We start from the raw sequence: 24,678 nt of genomic DNA, 5'->3' as shown, positions 1-24,678 counted from the left end.
AGCGTGAGACAAAAAAAGACTTCCATTGCATTTCGCGATGGAAGTCTTTTTGTTTTATCGTCTTTTAAAAAACTATTCCTGTGCAGTGTTCTCGGCATCGATGGCCTTGATTTTTTCCTTTACCAGCTGCAGGTCGTCTTTCAGCTTCTGTACCTTGCGGTTCATCTCGTCAATCAGCGAATTGCCTTTCTTTGACGAAGCACTGAGGAATCCCAGGTTGTTCTCGTAGGTCTGCACTTCCTGCTTGATGGCATCGTACTGGCGCATCAAGCGGGTGCGCTCGTTGTCGAGAGCCTGTTCGCCACGCTCGGCCACCTGCTTCAGGTTGTCCTTGAACTTGCTCAGACGGCGCTTGGCCACATTCACGTTCAGTTCCTTATACAACTTGTCGAGCACTTCGTGGTAGCTCTGGTAAAGTTTGTCTTTCTCCTTGAAGGGCACATGGCCAATTGAGTTGTATTCCTCAACGAGTTGCTGAACGCGAGCCTGGAGTTCGTCACCGCCCTCTTCGGCAGCTTTCTTCAAACGCTCAATAACGTTCTGTTTCTTCTCCAGGTTCAGGCGCTCTTCAGTGCGCTGGTCGGCACCCTGTGCGTTGCGGGCCTCGAAGAATTTGTTGCAGGCACCAAGGAATTCCTCCCACAACTGGTCGCCCAGTTTTCTGGGCACCATGCCAATGGTCTTCCACTCTTTCTGCAGGGCAATCAGCTTGTCGCTGGTAGAGCGCCATTCGGTAGAGTCTTGCAATGCCTTGGCTTTCTCAATGAGGGCACGTTTCTTCTCAACATTCTCCTTGAAGGTGTCCTTCATGTTCTTGAAATGCTCGGCTTTTGCAGCGAAGAAAGAATCGCAAGCAGCACGGAAACGTTCAAAAATCTTGACGTTCATCTTCTGTGGAGCAAAACCGATGGTCTTCCACTCTGTTTGTATGTCAATAATTTCCTTGGTTTGGCGCTCCCAGTCAGCACTGGTCTTGCTCTCTTCTGCACAGATGGCTTCAACCTTTTCGCAGAGTGCGGTCTTCTTTTTGAGGTTTTCCTCTTCGCGTGCACGCAAATCTTCAAAGTGCTGCTGATGGCGCTTGTTGATGACTGTTGAGGCATTCTTGAAGCGCAGCCAGATCTCTTCGCGCAGTTCTTTGGCTACAGGGCCAATCTCGCGATATTCCTGGTGCAGCTTCTGCAACTGGTGAAAAGCACTGATCACGTCTTCCTCTTCAGCCAGTTTCTCGGCAGCCTCACACAGGTGGGTCTTTGCCTCCAGGTTCTTCTTGAAGTCCAGTTCGCGAGCCTCGCTGTTCAGCTTCAGAAGGTCGTAGAACTGCTCTACATAGAGCTGGTAGTTGCGCCACAGTTCGTTGGCACGCTCAGCCGGAACAGACTTTATCTCGCGCCATTCCTGCTGGAGGGTCTTGAATTCCTGATAGGTCTTGGAAGCTTCCTCGGGCGAGGTAACCATAGCCTTCAGTTTCTCAATGATATCTAATTTCTTCTTGAGATTATTCTCTTTCTCAGCCTCTTGCTCACGGAACTGCTGCTGACGGCGTTCTTTGATGATGCCCATTTCGGCCTTGAACGCTTCCTCGTCCTCATCGCGAACCACCTGATAGGTTTCAGGATCGCCGCCAGCCTCCAGATAGGCTTTTTGCTGGGCTTCGCGTTCGGCAATGTGCAGTTTGTAGAATGCTGTCTTCAGATAGTCCACCTCGTCTTTCTGGGGGATTTCGTCGGCATGAGCAATCTCTTTCACGCGCTCCAAGACCTCTTTCTTGGTCTGATAAATCTTGCGTTCTCCGACTGCTGCATCGCCTTCAATCTGCATTGCGGCTGCATTTTCTTCTGTTTCTTCCACTTGAGGTGTCTCGGCAACGGCTACAGTTTCTTTCTGCTGAGTTGCTTCAACTTTCTCCTCTTGCTGTTCTCCCTTAATCAGGGCATTCTCTTGAGAGTCCATCATTTAACTTTTTAGTTACTGAAATGGTTTTGTTCAATCATAAATTGCGGTCAAAGTTACGTAAAAAAGGTTAATTGCTAAAAGGTATAAAGATAAAAACAAAGCCATTTTGCATTATTTAACCATTTTACGTTCTATATTCTCCGTATAAGGCATCATACAGGTGTAATCCTACACTATACGAGTCCCTTTCTGTGCAGCAGCCACCATGCGAAGGCCGACACTCCTACTGAGAGAACCAAGGCGAATGGGAATCCCAAGGGGTGGTTCTCCATTCCGTTGATCAGGTTCATTCCGAACAATGAGGCAATCAGCGTTGGAAACATCATCAGAATCGATACCGAGGTCAGCGTTCTCATCACGGTGTTCATGTTGTTGTTGATGATGGAAGAGTAGGTGTCCATCGTCGATTCCAAAATGTCTGAGTATATACTGGTTGTTTCTCGGGCCTGCGTCATCTCGATGCTTACGTCTTCAATAAGGTCGGCATCAAGTTCGTCAATCTGCAGTTTGAACTTCAGTTTCGACAACAGGGTCTCATTGCCACGAATAGATGTCTGGAAATAGGTGAGTGAGTCCTGCAGACGTGAAAGTCCAATCAGGCTCTCATTGTTCACGTCCCGGTCCAGATTCCGTTTGGCCTTGTCTATGAGCGAATTGATCTGCTTGAGTCGCTTCAGATACCACACTGCCGACGAGTAGAACAGGCGGAAAATCATATCCACATGGTCGGTAAAGCCCACTGCACGTTTCTGCTGATAGCTCACGAAATCAATCATCATATTTGTTTCGTAGTAGCACACCGTGATGGTAACGTTCCGCTTGTGAATGATACCCAATGGCACGGTGGTGTATGGCGTGCGGCTTCTTATTTCCTTGACATAGGGAATGCGCAGAATAATGAGCATCCAGCCATCGTCGTATTCATAACGGGCCCGTTCGTCGGTATCGCTAATATCTGAAATGAAATAATCGGGAATGCCAAACTGCTTTTCCAGTTCGTGTTGCTCGTCTTCTGTTGGGCATGTCAGTTGAATCCAGCAGTTCTCCTGCCACTCGCTCAGCTGGTTCAGCCCATTCTGGGTGTTCCAATAAGTCTTCATTGTTGCTAATCCTTTAATGATGAATAGTGACTAGTGAATAGCAAAAAGTGAATAGTATGTTCCACTATTAACTGTTAACTATATACTCTCTTAATTGAATATTGGCAAGGGGATTAGCAGCCTTGCCACCGGTCCCCCTGGCTAACGTTTACATGTATCCGCCGGGTAATCGTCCATAATTGTTGTTGTTTAGTTATACATTATTCGAGTGCAAAGGTAGCGATTCTTTTTCAATTAAAGAACATTATAATGGCATTCATTTTAAATTTTGGCCATTATTTTTTTAATTTTGGCCAAAATTCGGAAAATAATGGCCAAAATTCATTCTATTGGGAAATAACCTCAATTGTATTGCAATGAGATAAATGAACAAATAAAATAAATTATAGCTATAATTATTTGAATTTTAGCTATAATTTTCGCAATTATAGCTATAATTTGTTTCAGTGCTCCTCCACTTATCATCCAAAATGATAAGAACTGTTGCTCAATTTGCATTAAAAAAGAATTGAATGACAGTCAGCAGCTAACCATGTGGACTGCTTTTTGAAATCCATTCCATGGTTACTGAAAAAATAATGTACCCAGGATTAATAAAAAAGGCGAGGTAGTTGCCTACCCCTCCTTGAATGTTTTCACAACGGAATAATCCTTATTGTGATTTGCTAAAAATTAGTGATGCAAAGATATGGTTTTTCTTCTGTTCTTCCAATATCTCGAAATAATATTGTACTTTTGTAGCAGAAAAACTATAAGCCACAAAATGAACCCTAACACTCAAAATTTTCAGAATTCTCAGAATTCTCAGAATTCTCCGAATACTCCGAATAATCAGAATATTCAGAATACTCCGAACACTCCGAATACTCAGAGCAATCAGTCCTCTCAGTCCTCTTCCCCCTTGACCTTTCTTCCCCAACATGGGCACTATCGTCATTTAAGAGTCTATAAAGTGACCGAGATTATCTACGATATCACCTATTACTTCACACAACACTATCTGCAAAAAGGCGATCGGACTGTTGACCAAATGGTACAAGCAGCACGCAGTGGCAAGCAAAATATCGCAGAAGGAAACCAGGCGGCAGCTACGTCCAGTGAAACAGAGATTAAGCTAACCAACGTGGCGAAAGCCAGTTTGGAAGAACTGCTCGACGACTATGAAGACTACCTTAGAGTTCGCGACATGCAGCAATGGAGTAATCTCCATCCCCGATACGACAAGATGAGGCAATATGCCAGAAGCCAACAGATTATCAAGGATTATGGCCAGACCATCCGTCGCATGAACGACGAAGAGATTGCCAATCTGTGTATCACCCTCATCCATCAGGCCTCTTTCATGCTCCACAAGCTCCTTATCACCATGCAAAATCGCTTTGTCACCGAAGGAGGTATCAAAGAAAGAATGTTCCAAAGTCGGCTAAACTATCGGAATAATCTGAAAAATCAGAATCCTCAGGATCCTCAGAATATTCAGAATCCTCAGAATCCTCAGGATCCTCAGAATATTCAGAATCCTCAGAACTCTCAGAACTCTCTAAAGCGATAACACCCAAAATCAAGATTCCTGGCATGGGTTTTGGCACACACAGTATAGGGTGGGGCAGTGGTAAATGCCGAAGAAACTAAACGTGGGCGATACAACTTATCTTGACAAATTGAATAGTATTCTGCACAGAAATCGTGTTAATATCCTCCCCAAATGCGGTTTTTTGTATAATTTTTTTGTACCTTTGCGGCGTGAAAGCCGCGAAACTGCTCACGCTCGGCAATTGATGCAAGCATCATTGCTCTCGCTCAACCGCAGTTTTGTCAGCCGAAAGGCTGCGAAACTACAGACAGACAATAAAAGACAATTCAAAAGACAATATAGATTATGGCAACGTTAGTATTACAAGTCCCCGACGAGAGCCTCGTTTCGAAGGTGAAGCAGGCCTGCAAGATGCTTATGGGCGTCACCTCTGTCAAGGTACAGAAGGATGCCAAGCCCAAGGAGTACGACGTCACCAAGACCGCGGGCTACCGCGAGGCGATGGACGACGTGAAGCACGGAAGAGTGACACATTACGACTCGCTAAAGGACTTTTATAAGGAAATGGGCTTATAGCGATGGCATATACGGTATCACATGGGAACAGAGCGACACGCAGCTGACGCTTCTCTTCCTGCAGACCGGCACCCACTCAGACCTATTCTGACCTCTCACGCCCCCAGTCCCCTCTCTTTACCTCTCAAAACAAACAATCTAACCCCACAAATCGAATAACAAATCACTCATGCCCCGCTACCTCCACATACCCCACACTCCCGACACCGCCCGGACACTGACTCTGAGCGGCCGTAACTGCTTGGTGGTGAGCGGCATAGTTACCCCCCCCCCCCCCCTTAAAATCGGCTACAGGCGCCCTTTTTCCGCGCCTGCATGTGGGAATGCCCTCGACGACGTGGACGTGGAGAAGGAGTACCAGCTCATCCCAATCGACAGTTTATAAACATCAGCTTTGATAGGGGACTGTCCCTTGTGATTCGGCGACAGGCATTAGGAAACAAACATTTATCATTAACAAATAAGTTTAATCATTTAAAAACAAAACAATGAGAAAAACAAAACTTCTTTCGCTTCTCGCCCTGCTTCTTACGGCAGTGACGCAGGGAACATGGGCGCAGAAAAACTTGCTGGACGGTGTGTTCAGCGTCAGCGCCACTAAGAAGGTCAGCTTCGCACAGGGCAACCTGCAGGCAACTTACAACGGCAGTAACTGGAGTTGGGCCTTTGCCGAGCATCAGTGGGACTACATCGGCAACGCCGCAGGCAACACCAAGGTGACAGCATCTTCTCCTTACATCAGCGAGAATGCCACCGTTGACCTCTTTGGCTGGGTGGGAGCCTCCAGCACCTGGACTGCGGTAAACAAGTATGGCATTACCTCTTCAAGTGCCACCAATAACACCAACGGCTACGGCAAAGTTGCTTCTGAGTCGTTGAAGTCTGACTGGGGCGCACTCATCGGCTTAGGCTGGCGCACACTGTCCATGGCCGAGTGGACGTATCTCCTCACTACCCGCACGGTTAATGGCGGCAAAGGTGCTGGCAAGAGTTACACACTAAATCAGAGTGTGAATGGAAAGAAGGGTATGGTTATTTATCCCGACAACTACACAGGAGCGGTATATTCCGGCAGCAACTGGGCTTCGTTTGAGGCCGCCGGTTGTGTATTTCTGCCTGCGGCAGGCTGGCGTAACGGAACGACAATCGATAATATAAACGACCGTGGTTTCTATTGGTCCAGTACGCCGGCTACTACGACCGACGCGAAACGCATGTTCTTTGCCGGAGGCCTGGATCTAAGTGATACTAACAGTCGAGCCTTCGGTTTCTCAGTACGCTTGGTGAAGGAGTACAGTCTGTCCACTGATGCAACGGGCGATTTCATTATTGCCTCGAAAGCCGATTGGGAGAAGTTCTGTTCCGATATCAACAACGGCAGCACCTACAGCGGCCAGACGGTGAAGCTGACTGCCGACATCAGCGGCATCACCACAAGGACGAGCAATGACTTGAAGAATCCCTTCTGCGGCACCTTCGACGGGCAGGGTCACACTATGAACCTCAACATCAGCGTGACAACTTCTGATGCCACGTCGGCCCCGTTCGGATATATCGAAAATGCAACCGTCAAAAACCTGCACATCACCGGCACTGAGACCACGGCAGGCATGCGCATTGCCAGCATCGCCGGTTTCGCCAAGAGCAGCACCATCACGAACTGCTGGAGCGAGGTGGCGCTGTCGTCAAGTCGTGCCAAAGACATAGACTGCGGTGCATTCGTCGCCCGTACGGAGTCTGGCTCTACAGTCACCCTAAACGGTTGCCTGTTCACCGGCAGCATCACCTACAGCAATGCCAATGGCTACGAGGGTGGCGGCATGGTCGGCTGGGCAAAAGGTACTGTAAAGCTGAACGGCTGCGTGTTTGCACCTTCTGCCATTACCATCACAAAATATCAGAGTCACAACATGTTTATCGGCAATGCAAGCGGAACCCTCACAAACTGCTATTACAACGAAGTGGCCGCAGCATCAAGCCTGACCGTTCAGGGTAAGCAGGCTCGTAACATCATTGCCGGCGACGGCGTGATCATCAACGGCCTCGGTGCTGCCACGACCACCTACGACGTCAGCGGCATCGCCGTCTACGGCAAAGGCCTCAAGTATGGCGACACATTCTGTGCCGGCAATAGTGAGTCGGTGACGCTTGACCTGAATTTTAGCAAGACAGGCTGCGTATTCACCTCCTATACTGCATCGGGCGGCACCCTCGCCAATACTACCTCCAACGGTCCGACACTGACTATGCCCGATGCCGATGTGACCATTGGTGCTACATACCGCGAGTGTGCCGGCACAGAGGCCGACCCATATCTGATCACGTCAACAGCCGACTGGAACACGCTGTCAGCAAATGTCGACAATGGCAATACGTACAGCGGGGTGTACTTCAGTCAGACCAAAGACATCAGCGTGACCACAACTTTGGGTCCAAGTACCACAAATAACAGTTACAAACCTTTCGGCGGAATCTATGATGGCAACGGAAAGACCCTCGACGTGACCTTAAACGGTTCCGGTCAGTGCACAGCCCCGTTTGGTTGTATTCAAGGTGCAACCATCAAGAACCTGCATATTACAGGTAGTATCAGCACCACAGGCCTGCGTCCTGCAAGCATTGCAAGCTTCTGCGAGAACAGCACCATCACCAACTGCTGGAGTGAGGTTGCCATCAGTTCAAGCAATGGCAGTGACATTGATGGTGGCGCCTTCGTAGGTAGAGTCAACGAGAACAAATCACTCACCCTCAATGGTTGCCTCTTCACCGGCAGCATCACCTACAGCAATGCCAAAGGCTACGAGGGTGGCGGAATGGTCGGCTATACCCAAGCGGGCTCTTCCGCCACGTTGAACAACTGCGTGTTTGCACCCTCTGCCATCAGCATCCAGAATTACAGCGGACACAAAATGTTTGTCGGCGGCAAGGTACTTGGAACCCTCACAAACTGCTATTACAACGATGTGGCCGCAGCATCAAGACTGATCAAGGAAGCCAAGCAGATGCGCTGCATCACCGCCGGCACCGACGTGACCAGCCTCGTCATCAGTGGTGACGGCACAGAGTACGACGTCAGTGCTATCACTGCCTACGCCACGGGCCTCAAGTATAATGATGTGTACTATGCCGGCAGCGCCGACAACGTGAGCCTCACACTGAGCCACGGCGACGCTGCTACGGGCTATTCCTTCGACCAGTACACCGCGTCGGCCGGAACACTGAGCGGTACGACGCTTACGATGCCTGATGCCGATGTTACCATCAGTGCTACGTGGACGAAGAACACGAAGATATTGGCAGAGACAGCCACAGACAACCAGGCATGGCTCACGGAGAACGACGGCCAGGTATATGAAATCACCCTGACGCGCACACTGCAGGCAGGTTCGTGGAATACGTTTGCTGCTCCGTTCAGCACCGCCATCCCCGAGGGCTGGACCGTGAAGGAACTCACCAGCGCAACGTTCGCAGACGGAACGCTGACCCTAAACTTCGCCAATGCTGCCAGCATCGAGGCCGGCAAGCCCTATCTGGTGAAGGTCGCTGCCAACACTGACCTCTCCACAGCACCCTTCACGGGAGCCATCGTGAGCAAGGATGCACAGCCCTTCACCTCGACCGATGTCGATTTCATCCCCACGTTGGGCGCAACGACCATTCCCGACGGCAACACGAAGGCCGTGCTCTTCCTGGCAGCAGGCAACACGCTGCTGAACCCCTCGGCACTGCCCGCCAATATCAAGGGCTTCCGCGCCTACTTCCAGCTGAAGGGCGAGACAGCCAGTCTTGCCCGCGCCTTCAGCATAGACTTTGGCGACGGCGAGACCACGGGCATCATTGCCATTGGCACTGACAGAGCAGCCAGCACCGACAATGCCACCTACACACTGGACGGCCGCCGCATCAGCAAGGCCACACAGAAGGGTGTCTATATTCAGAATGGTAAAAAGGTAATCATCCGCTCGGCGACGCAAGGAGACGTTTGCCAGAGCAAGAAGTAAAGAAAGGAGAACTCAGATATGACAAAGAAAGTAATCGATTTTAATCGCTTGCCTAAGCAAGAATATCAGAAGCCCGTGATGGAGGTCATAGAGGCTGACATTGAGCAACAGATTCTGGCCGAGTCTGTTACGAACTTGACGACCTCTGGCCTTGACGACGACCTGATTCTTCCCGAGGACGAAGAGCCTAAAAGTGGCAATGTTTGGGAAGAAGCTTGGTAACTATTTGTATCATAGTTAATCATCATTCGGGGACGAAGCACTTTCGTATGCTTCGTCCCCGAATTTTTTTAAATCTCTTATTAAATCTTACAATGCCCAAAAGGTACTGTGTAGGCAATGTTATAAATATGAGAACTGTTGCTCAATTAGCATTAAAACAAATGGCAGTCGATAAAGAAAAAAAAGTCCACCGTTGAGGACGATGGACCGGGACCTAATGTTTTCACAACGGAATAATCCTTATTGTGATTTGCTAAAAATTAGTGATGCAAAGATATGGTTTTTCTTCTGTTCTTCCAAATAATTCGAAATAAAATCGTATTTTTGTGGCAGAATAACCAAAAAACTATAAATATGAAAAAGATTCTTGGCCTCGATTTGGGTACAAATAGTATAGGATGGGCAGTGGTTAAGGAAAAAGAGAAGAATGACAAAGAAAAGTCATCCATCATACGATTAGGCGTCAGAGTTAATCCCCTGACCATAGATGAGAGCATGAACTTCGAAAAGGGTAAGAGCATTACTACAAATGCCAATAGGACCTTAAAGCGTAGCATGCGCAGAAACCTGCAGAGATACAAGTTACGTCGTGACCATTTGATATCCATTTTGAAGCAACATGGTTTTATCAACGATGAGACCATTCTGTCAGAACATGGCAACGGCACAACTTTTGAGACCTATCGGCTAAGGGCAAAGGCTGCAACTGAAGAAGTTAGCTTGTCTGAGTTTAGTCGCATCTTACTGCAGATAAACAAGAAACGCGGCTTTAAAAGCAGCCGCAAAGCCAAATCAACAGAAGAAGGGCAACTTATTGACGGAATGGAGATTGCCATGAAGCTTCACAACGAGGACATAACACCCGGACAGCTATCTTTGCACCTACTCCAGAACGGAAAGAAGTATCTTCCTGAGTATTATCGCTCAGACCTTGTTGACGAGTTCAATAAGGTATGGAATAAACAGCAACAATTCTACCCAGAGATTCTGACAGATCAGCTGAAAGATGAATTAAATGGAAAGAACAAAAGCCAGACATGGGCAATTTGTGCAAAGCCATTCATGATTGTAGGTGTCAAGCGGCAGACCAAAGGGTTTGAACAGAAGATAGAAACATACCAGTGGCGTGTATCCGCTCTCTCACAGAGAATGAACTTGGAGGAGCTTGCTATTGTACTACAGGAAATCAACGGACAAATCAACAGTGCCAGTGGATATCTTGGAGGTATTAGCGACCGTAGTAAAATCCTTTACTTCAACAAGCAGACTGTCGGTCAATACCTGATGTCAGAATTACAAAAGAATTCAAATTTCAGTCTGAAAAACAAGGTATTCTATAGGCAAGACTATCTCAATGAATTTGAAACGATTTGGGAGACACAGGCTCAGTATCACAAAGAGTTGACAGACGAATTAAGGAAAGAAATCAGAGATGTTGTCATCTTCTATCAAAGACCGCTAAAATCACAAAAGGGACTTATTTCGTTCTGTGAATTTGAAAGCAAACAAATTACAATTAACATCAAAGGAAAATCCAAGAAAAAGACTATTGGACTAAGGGGATGCCCGAAGTCCTCACCTCTCTTTCAGGAGTTTAAGATCTGGCAAAGACTTAATGATGTTATCGTATCAGGAAAGGTTGTGCCTGTGGCGCAACATGACTTATTTAACACAGAGGTATCATACACAAATGGCAAGCGTCCATTATATCAAGAAGAAAAGGAAAGGCTATTTGAAGAGCTAAATTACAAGGAAAAGTTATCAAAAACAGATGTTCTAAGAATACTATTTGATAAGCCAAATGAGTATGATATGAACTTTAAATCATTGGATGGAAACACGACCCTGTCAGAACTCTTTAAGGCCTATCAAACTATTATAGAGTTGACGGGACACGGCACATATGACTTTGCGAAGATGCCCTCGAGCGATGTTGTCAATATGGTTAAGGAAATCTTCTCTGCTCTTGGATTTAATACTGATATCCTCACATTTGATTCGTCTATAGGCGGGCATGCTATTGAGCAACAGGCATTATACCGTTTGTGGCATCTACTTTATTCGTTTGAGGGAGATGATTCTGTTATGGGAAATGAGCAGTTGATAAAGACGTTGTCTGATCAGTTTGGTTTAGATAAGGAATGTGCTACGGTTTTATCTAATGTTGTGTTTAAGACTGACTATGCCAATTTAAGTGCTAAAGCTATACGTAAGATTCTTCCCTATATGAGGGATGGTAATGACTACAGTGTTGCTTGTGAATATGCAGGTTACCGTCATTCTGCAAGATCGCTCACAAAAGAAGAAATAGACAATAAGGTCTTAAAGGACAAATTAGACCTTCTGCCACGTAATAGTTTGCGTAATCCTGTCGTCGAGAAAATCCTAAACCAAATGATTAACGTGGTCAATAGTGTTTCTGCTACATATGGGAAGCCGGATGAAATTCGCGTCGAACTTGCTCGTGAACTCAAAAAGTCAGCCCGCGAACGAGAAGAGATGACAAAGTCAATCAACGCAACAACAAAGTTACACGAAGAGTACATCAAGATACTAAAGGAAGCTCCGTTCTTCCTTACACACGTTAGTCGCAACGACATTATTCGATATAAGTTATACCTGGAACTGGAGAAAAATGGTTATAAGACATTGTATTCGGATACTTATATAGCCAAGGAGAAACTGTTTACAAAAGAATTTGAGATTGAACATATTATACCCAAAGCCAAACTATTTGATGACTCTCTCTCCAATAAGACGCTTGAAGCTCGTCAAGTCAATCTGGACAAAAGAGATATGACAGCCTACGACTTTATTGAAAGTAATTATGGTAAAGAGTATGCTGCGAATTATTCTAGTAAGATAGAAGACCTATTCAACAACGGCGCAATTAGCAAGACTAAGAGAGAAAAACTACTAATGAAGGAAGCTGATATTCCCAGTGGATTCATTAACCGTGATCTTCGTGACTCTCAGTATATTGCCAAAAAAGCTAGAGAGATTCTCGAAGAATACGTAGCTGTCGTTGTACCAACAACAGGAAGTGTAACCGACCGCTTGCGTGAAGACTGGCAACTTGTAAACATCATGCAAGAACTGAACTGGGATAAGTATAATAAACTCGGAATGACTGAAACCAAAATCGGTCGTGACGGTCAGCGCATTACTCGCATCAAAGACTGGACGAAACGAAATGACCATCGCCATCATGCAATGGATGCCTTGACAATTGCATTCACGAAACATAGTTATATCCAGTATCTGAACAATCTGAATGCAAGAGTGCAAAAGGGCGTTGAAGATTATATCGATTTAGACAAGATTAATCTTGCTACACTAGATAAGGAGCAACGCTCGGAAGTAATGTATGCTATTGAAAAGAAAGAGCTACAGCGTGACAGACACGGCAGACTACGTTTTATTGCTCCCATGCCTATTGATGAGTTCAGAACAGAAGCAAGGTGGCATCTGGAGCATATCCTTGTTTCGAACAAAGCTAAAAACAAGGTTACCACACGTAATACCAATATTACGAAGAATAAGAATGGGGCGAAGAGTGCCACTCAACTAACACCTCGTGGCCAGCTGCATCTTGAAACCGTTTATGGAAAGAGCCAGCTTCCTGTCTTCAGAGAGGAAAAGATAAACGCTTCTTTCGACATGAGTAAAATTCTCTCTGTCTGTAAGAAGGCATATCGCGAAGCTCTTATCAAGAGACTACATCAGTTTGGAGATGATCCTAAGAAAGCATTTACTGGAAAAAATAGTTTAGAAAAGAATCCAGTTTGGACAAATAGTGAACACCCGGAAAAAGTCCCTGAAATAGTAAAGACAATCGCCTATGAAGAGATCTTTACCATTAGAAAAGAAATAACGCCAGATCTGAAAATAGAAAAAGTTATTGATAGCAGAATAAAGGAAATACTTCTGGAACGACTTGCCCAATATAAAGGTGATAGCAAAAAGGCATTCTCAGATCTTGATAAGAACCCAATATGGCTTAATAAAGAGAAAGGGATTTCCATTAAGCGAGTGACCATAACTGGTATAAGCAATGCCATCGCACTACATGACAAAAGGGATAAAGATGGAAATCTTATTCTTGATAAAGATGGAAAGAAACTGCCCACAGATTATGTCAGCACTGGAAACAATCACCATGTGGCCATTTATCGTAAGCCCAAAGTAGATAGAAATGATAAACAGATGTTTGGAGAAGATGGAGAACCATTATACGAATTAGACGAAAAGGTTGTTTCATTCTTTGAGGCGACATCACGCGCAGGTTTTAGATATCCGATAATTGACAAAGAATACAAAAAAGAAGATGGATGGCAGTTCCTCTTTACCATGAAACAGAATGAGTATTTTGTATTCCCAAGATATGACGACAATGGAAAGATGATATTTAACCCATTGGATTATGACGAAGACTGGTATCGCAATCCGGAGAACTATGCTGTGATTAGTCCGAATTTATTTAGGGTGCAATCGATGTCTAAGGTTATGTATGGAAATTCCGCAGTGAGAGATTATATCTTTAGGCATCATTTAGAGACAACGGTATCATCAAAGCTACGTGGGGTGACATACCAACAATTTAAAACTCTAGCATTCACAGAACATATAGTGAAGGTCCGCATAGACCATATCGGACAAATAGTTTCAATCGGTGAATATTAGTTACTATTTAGCCTATGATTAAAAAGACCCTATGTTTTAGCAATCCTGCTTATCTCTCGCTAAGAGATGCCCAATTGGTGATAAAGCTTCCTGAGGTAGAGAAAGCTACTAATCTGTCTGAGGATTTCAAGAGTGCTCAGACAGTGACACGACCTATCGAGGACATTGGGGTGGTAGTGCTCGATAATAAACAAATCACCATCACCCAAGGAGCGCTGGAAGCTCTATTAGAAAACAATAGCGCAGTTATCACTTGCGACTCTAACCACATGCCTGTTGGCCTGTTCCTTCCATTGGTGGGTAACACAACCCAAAGCGAACGCTTCCGAGACCAAATTGATGCTTCACAGCCTCTTCGCAAACAACTGTGGCAACAGACCATGCAATATAAGATTGCCAACCAAGCTGCCGTACTTAAGAAATGCAGCGATGCAGAGACGAAGTGCATGCAGGTATGGGCTAATGATGTGCGCAGTGGTGATCCTGAAAATATGGAAGCACGAGCAGCCGCTTATTATTGGAAGAATCTGTTTGGCCATATTCCTGGTTTCATTAGAGACCGAGAGGGCATAGCTCCAAATAATCTTCTGAACTATGGCTATGCCATATTGCGCGCTGTGGTAGCTCGTTCGTTAGTGGCCAGTGGTCTTCTCCCGACTTTTGGCATTCATCATCACAATAAGTATAATGCCTACTGTCTGGCTGATGACATAATGGAGCCATATCGGCCTTATGTAGATCATTTGGTTTATGAAATCACAGAACAATATGGAGTTGACGTAGAACTATCTAAAGATATAAAAGCGGAGTTACTGTCTATTCCTACTCTCGATGTCGTGATTGGTGGCAAACGAAGTCCTTTGATGGTGGCAACTTCTCAAACTACTGCCTCTCTTTATAAATGTTTCAGTGGTGAACTACGAAAAATAGCTTATCCGGAAATGTCATGATTGCAGAACGATTTAGTGAATATAGGGTTATGTGGCTCATGGTATTGTTTGACTTACCGACAGAAACAAAGAAAGACATACGTGAATACACTTTGTTTCGCAAACGACTTATACAAGATGGGTTCACCATGTTTCAGTTCTCTATATACATACGCCACTGTGCCAGTATGGAAAATGCTGAAGTGCATCGCAAACGAGTAAAAGCCATACTTCCTGAGTTTGGTAAAGTTGGCATCATGTGCATAACTGACAAACAGTTTGGTAACATTGAGATTTTCTATGGTACCAAACCTCAGCAGACGAATGCTCCAGGCCAGCAATTAGAGCTGTTCTGACAAGAACTAAGTATGTACGCGCGTGGGGGGTGCAATTAAAAAGAGGAATCTCGCTTTTTCTGCAAGACTCCTCTTTTTTGCATATACATTTTTTCTTTTCTAATTTCCTTTGCAACCTTCTGGTTTCCAGCTTTTTTCACCATTTGTGGTGTATATGCTAGTGCAAAGATACTAATTTTTCAGCAAATCACAACAAAATGAAAGTAAAACAGATAAAGCTAAGGGTGTATATGCTAGTGCAAAGATACTAATTTTTCAGCAAATCACAACTTAAAATATAAAGATTAAAATAACTAACAGGTGTATATGCTAGTGCAAAGATACTAATTTTTCAGCAAATCACAACTAATAATTAATAAAACTAAATTAAATAATGGTGTATATGCTAGTGCAAAGATACTAATTTTTCAGCAAATCACAACACCAAGACTTAGCAGACGTATTCGGGCGGCGGTGTATATGCTAGTGCAAAGATACTAATTTTTCAGCAAATCACAACACCAAAAGCACCATTACCCTGAACAAAATGGTGTATATGCTAGTGCAAAGATACTAATTTTTCAGCAAATCACAACACCCTCTCGGCCTCTTTAAGGTCAGTGCGGGTGTATATGCTAGTGCAAAGATACTAATTTTTCAGCAAATCACAACAGGATGAGATTGATAAGCTCAATGCTAAGAGGTGTATATGCTAGTGCAAAGATACTAATTTTTCAGCAAATCACAACACAATCGTGTGTCTTCTCCGATCACGATTTGGTGTATATGCTAGTGCAAAGATACTAATTTTTCAGCAAATCACAACAGTTTAACATGAATGCTGTCTTGGGTTCTGGTGTATATGCTAGTGCAAAGATACTAATTTTTCAGCAAATCACAACATCACAAAGAATACGCATACCACGACGTAAGGTGTATATGCTAGTGCAAAGATACTAATTTTTCAGCAAATCACAACAGTTTTCCGTTGAGAGTGAATGTTGTCATAGGTGTATATGCTAGTGCAAAGATACTAATTTTTCAGCAAATCACAACAGAACCGATGTGGCTCCCGCTCTTAATTCGGGTGTATATGCTAGTGCAAAGATACTAATTTTTCAGCAAATCACAACATAAGCATGATTCACCTTCCTTTGAATATGGGTGTATATGCTAGTGCAAAGATACTAATTTTTCAGCAAATCACAACAGGCGGACATTAGGTTTTGCCGCTGATGTGGTGTATATGCTAGTGCAAAGATACTAATTTTTCAGCAAATCACAACAAAGAACGCAACATATCTTTGCAGGCGATAGGTGTATATGCTAGTGCAAAGATACTAATTTTTCAGCAAATCACAACGGTGTAGGGGATTTCCAGTAGTCTGATACGGTGTATATGCTAGTGCAAAGATACTAATTTTTCAGCAAATCACAACACATCGTGAACGTTGACCTCAGTAAGATAAGGTGTATATGCTAGTGCAAAGATACTAATTTTTCAGCAAATCACAACGATAATGATGTTGTTCACGCGGAAGGCTGGGGTGTATATGCTAGTGCAAAGATACTAATTTTTCAGCAAATCACAACTCTTTCGCCAACTGCTCATACGCAATGGCCGGTGTATATGCTAGTGCAAAGATACTAATTTTTCAGCAAATCACAACTAACTTGCAGATTCTACCATTCGCATGTATGGTGTATATGCTAGTGCAAAGATACTAATTTTTCAGCAAATCACAACCGCTTACGACTTCACAGATAAAAAGGCGTGGGTGTATATGCTAGTGCAAAGATACTAATTTTTCAGCAAATCACAACACATCGTGAACGTTGACCTCAGTAAGATAAGGTGTATATGCTAGTGCAAAGATACTAATTTTTCAGCAAATCACAACTCTACATCCTCAAGAATACGTTGGCAAGATGGTGTATATGCTAGTGCAAAGATACTAATTTTTCAGCAAATCACAACAATTAAAGAACATATTAACATCTGCTTTCGGTGTATATGCTAGTGCAAAGATACTAATTTTTCAGCAAATCACAACCAAACGTGTTAATGAACACAAACAATTCAAGGTGTATATGCTAGTGCAAAGATACTAATTTTTCAGCAAATCACAACGATTGAAAACAAGGAATGGCGTAGAAAAGTGGTGTATATGCTAGTGCAAAGATACTAATTTTTCAGCAAATCACAACTCGCACACAATAATGATGTTGTGCAATTATGGTGTATATGCTAGTGCAAAGATACTAATTTTTCAGCAAATCACAACCTTACAGATTGCATAGCCTTCGACAACATCGGTGTATATGCTAGTGCAAAGATACTAATTTTTCAGCAAATCACAACACAACAAGACCGAGCAGCAGTGCTGCTTCTGGTGTATATGCTAGTGCAAAGATAATATGTTTTTCTGAACTGCGCAAATTGAGCCCCCCTAAAGAATAGAGCTTAGCACGTTGGAAGTGCTAAGCCCTTTAATAGAATAGTTGATTAAAGAAGTTTTAATTCTCTATCACTTTGCGATAACTTTGCGTCCACCTTGCTGAACATAGATGCCGTTGTGGGGATTCTCCACAGCCAGACCTCCCAATGTGTACCATCGGTTGGACTCTTTGATGTTGGCCTTGGGAAGTTTCACCTCATCAACAGAACCATCATTATCTACCTTGTGAATGCGGAAATAGTCCACTTTGAACCATCCGTTCTTCTGCTCAGGGTGCATGGTTCCGTCGCTCTGACGGCCATCAGCACGGATGCCTAAGCGCAACGACTGTCCCTCGGCTATATCTGTATAGACGTACATGTCCTGCAGAATGAAGTTGTTGATTACACCGCCCACATAACCGGCAAAGGTGTTTGTCTCACCGTCGGTCAGATTGTTCTCGTAGTCGATGGGCATGCCATAGTACTGCACATCGTTGTTGGCAAACAGTCGGGTGGTGGCCAGATAGTTGTCTTCTACCCAAAGTTTGCACTCTACGAGGTAGCGGCCGGCCTTCAGCTTCTCGGCAGGAATCTCCTGATAGAGTTCGAAACCTTCAGGAAAATGCCCGCCTTGTGGCAGGCACCATGCTATGTTTGTTTTGTGGGGATTGGCGGCGTCTTTGTTGATGCCATAGCTCTGACCGGGAAAGGTGCCAGCGATGTTCCATCCGTAGGGAGTGTAGCGGCGTGTTTCGCCAGAGGTATTTTCTTTCACAGTGCCCTGGTCGCTATATAATTCAAAATCGTAGTTTGTGATGAGTTCTTCGGTGAGTGCAAGGTCTTCGGCTACAGGTTTGGGAGCCTCACTCACGCGCTCAATGTGAAAGTAATCTACCTTGAACCAGCCTGAGTTGTCGCTGGCTTTTGTTCCGTCATTCTTTCGGTTGCTGCTCTTAATACCAATGGTCAGGTCTTCACCCTCGGCCACTGTTACATATACTTCCATATCGCGCAGCACGATATTTTCCGTAGTACCTCCGGCATAGCCAGCATAGGTGTTGATCTCTGCGGGATCAAGCAGGTTGGTGTAGTCGCTCTCATAGCCATAATATTGCACATTCTTGTTGGCAAACAGACGGCAGTTGGTCTTTTTGGAGTTTTCTACCCATAGCATGCAGGTGACACGATATACGCCTGGCTCAAGTTTCTCAGCAGGAATTGTCTGTGACAGTTCGAAGTAATTGGGCATGGGCACAGAGTTGATCCAACATACATTGGAGCCGTGAAAATTTGTTGCATCCTGATTCACTCCGTAAGAGTCTAAACCGTTGGCACCTTTCTTCAGTTCGCCTACTGAAGTCCATCCACAGGGAATCCCACGACCAATGTTGCCAGCCTCATTGGGCTGGCAATCATGGTTCAATTCGAAATCGTAGTTATTTATTAGCTGTTCAGTAAGTGTATTATCTTCCTCGATGGGCAGCGATACGTAAATATCGCTGAGTACGATGCCTGGATCAAGCATCATAACCTTTACTTTGATGGTCTTGTCCTTGTCGGCAGTATATTCTACTGTGGCGTCGTTATAGCCCTGCAGTACAGTCAGGTTCCACTTGCCTGCCATGGCGGTAGTTTTCAGGGAAATAGTTTGAGCTGTTCCGCCGTCAATACTAATAGCCACGCGCATATCGTAGGTGGTATTGATGGGGAAGGTGGGGAGTACACGGGCCGAGATGGTGTTCTTTCCTGCTTTTACAGGAACCTCATATTCCAGGTAGGGGGCCTGTGCTGTACTGTATTTGGTCATGTCGAGTGGCCAGATGGTAACGCCCTTATCGCTCACACCAATACCCTCAAGTGTAGTGAAGTTGCCCTTGCTGTTGACAAACTGTGTGGCAGGAATCACGGTGATATTGGGCTCTGGCTTGGCAGTCACCTTCACACTGTTGATGTTTGAGAGCGTAGCAGTTTCGGGCATTCCAAACTGAGCCAGGTCACGAGGCTTGTAGCTCATCATGCCATCCCATTTTCCACCAGCAAGTGATTTATTATAATAGGTGGTGAGATCCTTGATAGTGCGGAAGGCTTCACGAGCTTCTGCAGCATAGGCCAATGCCTTGTCGCGTTCGCCAGCCTTAGCCAACTCCATGCTCTGTGCGGCACGGAAGGTCTTGATGTTCATGTTGCAAGCACCTTTCACAGGATATTCAATCAGTTGGAAGTAGGCATCCAGCAGTTCGGCTGGTACACTTCCCTTCACCTCGTTGACCTTCTCTACAAGAGCCTTGTAGTCTGCTATGCGCTGATCTTTCTCGGCATTTGTGAATTTGATGTCGAATACGTGTTCGGGCTTACCGCCGGCAGCCAGTCGGTAGTATTCTTTCTTGATGTCAGCAATGCGGTCGGCCAGTTCTTCACCAAAGGTTTCCTTTGCCCAGTAGCGGTTGTATTCGATTGCTTTTTCAGGAGTCCAGGCATTGATGTCCCATGCCAAGTCCATGCAGAATTCCAATTCAGACTCTGCAGGCTTGATGTCGCCTACATTGATAACCCAAAGTGTCTGGATGCCCTGGTCGTAGGCACGTGACAATTCATAGCTGATAAGTGAGGGAGAGTGAGAGGCTATCCACAGATAGTCGTGGGGAGAGCCCCAGTAGCTGAGGTGATAGTAGATACCGTTACCACCGCTGCGAGCCTGTTCGCTGGGAAGTGGCAACTGGCGGATGTAACCGTGATTGTCGTCAACCCAGCAGAGTGTTACATCCTCGGGCACCTGCAAACCGGCGTTGTAGGCATCGAGCACTTCCTTATAGGGGATGAACAACTGCGGAACCTTAGTCACATCGTCAAAGTACTTGCCCAGCAGCTCGCGCTGGAAACCGATAATCTCGGTCAGTCCTCTTACCTTGTCTTGAGTTGAAGGATAACCAGAGATTCCCCAATCGTGAACGCCTCGCATACCCATGGTGTACATGCCGTCGTAGCCAACGCTCTCGGCTACACGCTCTTCCCAGTATTGCTGTATCTGTGCTTTGTTCGTCACATAGTTCCAGTTATCGTTGTTACCGTTCCAAGGAGCATGACGCCATTCCCATTCATTGTCGCGCAACATCTGTTCGCAGTGGCTTGAACCCAGCATGATGTCGTATTTCTTGGCTACAGGAAGATTGTCTTTGTTGGCCCAGAAAGCCTCTGAGCATAAGTGCATGGCAGGCCAGAGTGTGTTGGCGCGCAGTCTAAGCAGCAGTTCCATCACCTTGGCATAGGTGTTGGGGCCAATGTTGTTGTACTTTTTGTCTATACCCTTTGCTGCCCAGGGGAACAAAGCAAAGTCTTCGTCGTTGATAAAGATACCGCGATATTTCACTGAGGGCTCTTTAGAAACGGTCTTCTCACCGGTCACAAAGAGTTGTTCTTTCTTTGCAGGAGCTACATCGGCCCACCAAATGTAAGGTGATACTCCCATTTGACGAGAGATTTCGAAAAGACCGTAAGCGGTTCCGCGTGGAGTTGAACCAGCCACTACCAACCAGTTGCCAGTGCGTTGCAGCAGGTAGGTCTCCCACTTGCCGTTGATGGCGCTAACATCAATTTTCCCATTGGCGATAAGTGCGTCAATGAGTGTTGAAGAGCCGATGGTGCCGGCTATCACTGTCATAGCCGACTCATCGGCCGTTCCTGTGGTGACACTCAGTTGCTGACCGGTCACGGCTTTAACGTCGTCGGCCAGACACTGGGCAACGGTTTTCACTACTTCAGCATCGTTGTCGCTCACTACGATGGAAGCCTTTTGAGTGTTGCTTACCAGTACAAAACTGTCGGCCGACGGCTTGGTGCTGATAGCAATCTCTGTCTGGGCCATGGCTGCTAAAGCCAATAGAGTGCCCAACATTAGGAATGATAATCTTTTTACGAACATTGTTTTTAGTTATTTACTTACTATTATTAGACATGCTAATAGGGTTATTTCCTCTGCAAAATTAATTATTGTATGCCATATTGAGAATCTGTGTTTACGAAAATTTTACGAAAACGTTTACGTGTATTCTGTTGGATTTTCTGAAAAAGTGTATTGGCGTTTTTTCTTACTTTTGCCCTCGAAAACATAATTTTAGCCTAAACCTGTTTTTTTTTAGTAATAATGATTTTTAAACTAAAAACAATGAAAACTAAGCGACTATTTAGATGTGTTGTCGTGCTGGGAGCATTGACAACGAGTGTTCAATCATGGGCTCATGACGGAGACCACAGTTACGTGAACGGCATCTGTACCATTGAAGGGTGTACCGACAAGTACCAGGCGCCTGCTCTTGTAGATGGTTGGTATGAGGTGGCCAACGCCGGCAACGTGGAGTGGATTGGTGACTATGTGCAGAATGAGTCCATTAATCCCAATGTAAAGATGGTGAGCGACATCGACTTTACGGGGGTCTCTCATACGATGATTGGTCGTAACGCTGCCAGAAAGTTCAATGGCATTTGGGATGGCCAGGGTCATCGTATCACAAATCTTGTTCTCAACTATGGTAGTGACGATACTCCGGATACTCCGACTGCCATTGGATTCTTTGCCTGGGTGCGTGGCGGTTCTACAATTAAGAACATGATTATGGATAAGAGCTGCTATTTCGAAGGAAGAGTGCGTGTGGCTGCTTTTGTCGGCGTTACTCAGGTAGCTGGTGGTGGTGCGGTTCGCATTGAGAACTGTATCAATGAGGCAAATGTTCAGGGGCATACCGGCGCTACGGGCGGTTTCATCGGATGCCGTAACCCGGACAATCAGGATACTCCACAGGCTATTATCTTTGGTTGTGCCAATCATGGTAATATTCTGTGCGATAAGAATGAAGCCGGTGCTTTTGTCGGTTGGGCAAATGGTAGTGGCCATATAGTTGAGAATAGCTATAATACTGGTACAGTGAGCGTTGATGGTAATAAAAGAGGTTTTATCCGAGCAGAGGGCTTCAGTGTAACCAATTCGTACGACTTTGGTTCGAATGCTGCTAACAACAGTCAGAACGTCAGCTATTCCTGGACTTCTGATGATCCTGTAGCAAGCGGTGAGTTGGCTTTCCATATCAATCAGATTGCCGGCAAACAGATTTTCTATCAGAACCTGGGCGAAACTGCCGATGCCGCTCCCGTACCTTTCAGCACCAGCGGTCAGGTGTATGCTCACGGCACCTATCGTTGCGATGGCGTGCTTCTCCCTGGCACCATTTATGATAATACTCCTGGTGAAGGCGTTATTCCTCCCCACAATTACAGTACCAACGGACTTTGTCAGAACGATGGTTGCACCAAACCTTTCCAGCCAGCTGAGGAAGATGGTGAGGGATGGACACTTCTGGCCAATGCCGGTAATGTAGAGTGGTTCTCGAATATTGTTGCTACAGGCAATGGCGGTACATTGGGCAGCTATGTGGCTAAGGCTAAGCTGACGGCCGACATCGATTTTGAGAATATTGAGAACCTGCACTCACCCATCGGTCCTTCAACCGGTTGTAAGTTCAAGGGTGAGTTCGATGGACAAGGTCATAAAATCAAGAATATGATAATCAATCGTCCAGACAAAGAGGCTCAGGGCTTCTTCGGATGGCTGCAGGGCAACTCACCTGTGACTATCAAAAACCTGATTATCGATTCTTCTTGCTCTGTGATTGGTAGTAATAAATGCGGCGGTCTGGCAGGCGCATCTCAGAACGAAGGTAGCAAGATTATTATTCAGAATGTGATAAATGGAGCTAGCGTAACTGTATCTGGACAGGATGCTGCAGGTATCGTAGGTGGTGAGTCTGGAAATAAGGCTACTTATGAAATCAAAAACGTGATCAATCTTGGTAACATCACTTCTACCCACGAGTTCCCCTATGCGGGTGCATTGTTCTGCTATCAGGAGCGTGGAACGGTAGAGAACTTTGTTAACTTGGGTACTATTACTGGTCATAACGGTGGTAATATCGGCCGTTTCGGTAATGAGAATGCTTGGAAGAACGTTGTTGACTTGAGTGCTACTGAGAATATAAATCAAGGTGTTGTGGATGGACTGACAGCAGCAGATGTGGCTAACGGAAACTTGGCTTTCTTCCTGAATTCTAACGACAATCAGAATGAGGATGCTTTCTTCCAGACCATCGGCACTGACGCTTATCCATTGCCCTTCAACACCAGCGCACAGGTATATGGACATGCCTGGGACGGCACTGCCGCTACCATCGTTGCTGACAACAGTGCCACTATCGCACTGAACGAACTTAAGATTGATGACAACTGGGAGAACTTCTATACACCTACCAACGTAACTGTCAACATCCAGGAGATTAACTACAGCCGTAGCGACGTGGCCGGTTTCAATACTGTTTGTCTGCCTTTCGCTTTTGCTGCCAGCCAGTTGCCTGAAGGAGCCAATCTCTTTGTTCTCGATGCAATTAATGCAACCTCTGTTTCGTTGAAGACTGCTGAGAGTGTTCAGGCTGGTGAGCCTTGTCTGGTTCGCTTCCCCAGCAATTATACTGGCTCATGGGATTTGACGGTAAATACCAACACAGAGTTGGCATCGGCTCCTCTGAATGAAGGTACGCTGAAAGGTTCATTTACTTCAGACAAAATCGGAGAAGGTAAATACAAACTGAATGATGCGGGTACTGCTTTTGGTATTACTACCGCTGAAGGTATGATTAATACTTTCCGCGCATATCTGGACGCAGTAAGTGAAGCTCACGAACTGTCAATCGTATGGGATGAAAATGATCCTACTTGCATCAAGGAGTATTCTGCTGGTGGTAAGATGGTTGAAAGCTATGACTTGCTGGGCCGTCAAAACCAACTGGTTAAAGGCTTGAACATCGTTAAGATGTCTGACGGTAAAGTAAAGAAGGTCGTATTGAAATAATCAAGGAGGC

At 45.3% G+C, this 24,678-nt stretch carries 11 protein-coding genes and 1 CRISPR repeat array; of the genes, 8 read left to right on the top strand and 3 right to left on the bottom strand.

Translation table 11 applies throughout. From position 1 onward, the window contains the following. Nucleotides 1–72 precede the first annotated feature (72 nt). Together L6475_RS10860 and L6475_RS10855 are read right to left on the bottom strand one after the other, a co-directional pair. Nucleotides 73–1,956: a DUF349 domain-containing protein gene (locus L6475_RS10860; protein ID WP_237819932.1), complete on the bottom strand. Its 1,884-nt coding sequence runs from the start codon at nucleotides 1,954–1,956 to the stop codon at nucleotides 73–75. A 173-nt stretch (nucleotides 1,957–2,129) separates the two neighbouring features. Further along, nucleotides 2,130–3,056 carry a magnesium transporter CorA family protein gene (locus tag L6475_RS10855; RefSeq protein WP_237819929.1) on the bottom strand — a complete coding sequence of 309 codons (927 nt, stop codon included), beginning with the start codon at nucleotides 3,054–3,056 and terminating at the stop codon, nucleotides 2,130–2,132. 952 nt (nucleotides 3,057–4,008) lie between these two features. Here L6475_RS10855 and L6475_RS10850 point away from each other — a divergent pair. The 7 genes from L6475_RS10850 (at nucleotide 4,009) to cas2 (ending at nucleotide 15,357) form a co-directional block, all read left to right on the top strand. After that, on the top strand, nucleotides 4,009–4,608 hold the full coding sequence (locus tag L6475_RS10850) for a four helix bundle suffix domain-containing protein (RefSeq protein ID WP_370641602.1): 600 nt from the start codon (nucleotides 4,009–4,011) through the stop codon (nucleotides 4,606–4,608). A gap of 327 nt (nucleotides 4,609–4,935) precedes the next feature. After that, nucleotides 4,936–5,166 carry a U32 family peptidase gene (locus tag L6475_RS10845; protein ID WP_237819927.1) on the top strand — a complete coding sequence of 77 codons (231 nt, stop codon included), beginning with the start codon at nucleotides 4,936–4,938 and terminating at the stop codon, nucleotides 5,164–5,166. A gap of 488 nt (nucleotides 5,167–5,654) precedes the next feature. Next, nucleotides 5,655–9,167 (top strand): hypothetical protein, encoded by a 3,513-nt coding sequence (locus tag L6475_RS10840; protein WP_237819925.1) that lies wholly within the window; start codon nucleotides 5,655–5,657, stop codon nucleotides 9,165–9,167. 18 nt (nucleotides 9,168–9,185) lie between these two features. Further along, a complete protein-coding gene (locus L6475_RS10835) occupies nucleotides 9,186–9,389 on the top strand; it encodes a hypothetical protein (protein ID WP_237819922.1) in 204 nt (67 codons plus the stop codon). Between the two features lie 354 nt (nucleotides 9,390–9,743). Further along, nucleotides 9,744–14,072: a type II CRISPR RNA-guided endonuclease Cas9 gene (cas9, locus tag L6475_RS10830; protein WP_237819919.1), complete on the top strand. Its 4,329-nt coding sequence runs from the start codon at nucleotides 9,744–9,746 to the stop codon at nucleotides 14,070–14,072. Nucleotides 14,073–14,086: 14 nt separating this feature from the next. Further along, nucleotides 14,087–15,022: a type II CRISPR-associated endonuclease Cas1 gene (cas1, locus tag L6475_RS10825; RefSeq protein ID WP_237819915.1), complete on the top strand. Its 936-nt coding sequence runs from the start codon at nucleotides 14,087–14,089 to the stop codon at nucleotides 15,020–15,022. Next, nucleotides 15,019–15,357 (top strand): CRISPR-associated endonuclease Cas2, encoded by a 339-nt coding sequence (gene cas2 / locus L6475_RS10820; protein ID WP_237819912.1) that lies wholly within the window; start codon nucleotides 15,019–15,021, stop codon nucleotides 15,355–15,357. The genes cas1 and cas2 overlap by 4 nt, the downstream gene beginning before the upstream one ends. A gap of 147 nt (nucleotides 15,358–15,504) precedes the next feature. Then, nucleotides 15,505–16,238: direct repeats of the CRISPR family, unit length 47 nt; unit sequence GGTGTATATGCTAGTGCAAAGATACTAATTTTTCAGCAAATCACAAC. Nucleotides 16,239–17,864: 1,626 nt separating this feature from the next. Here cas2 and L6475_RS10815 read toward each other — a convergent pair. Next, nucleotides 17,865–21,695, bottom strand: coding sequence for a glycosyl hydrolase 115 family protein (locus L6475_RS10815; protein ID WP_237819910.1), 3,831 nt, complete (start codon nucleotides 21,693–21,695; stop codon nucleotides 17,865–17,867). 243 nt (nucleotides 21,696–21,938) lie between these two features. Between L6475_RS10815 and L6475_RS10810 the strand changes: the two genes are divergently transcribed. Further along, on the top strand, nucleotides 21,939–24,668 hold the full coding sequence (locus L6475_RS10810) for a hypothetical protein (protein ID WP_237819908.1): 2,730 nt from the start codon (nucleotides 21,939–21,941) through the stop codon (nucleotides 24,666–24,668). Nucleotides 24,669–24,678 lie beyond the last annotated feature (10 nt).

This window comes from Prevotella sp. E9-3 (assembly GCF_022024015.1).
Classification (GTDB): Bacteria; Bacteroidota; Bacteroidia; order Bacteroidales; family Bacteroidaceae; genus Prevotella.
The sequence above is the reverse complement of the archived record's forward strand: the minus strand, read 5'-3'. Positions and strand labels throughout refer to the sequence as shown.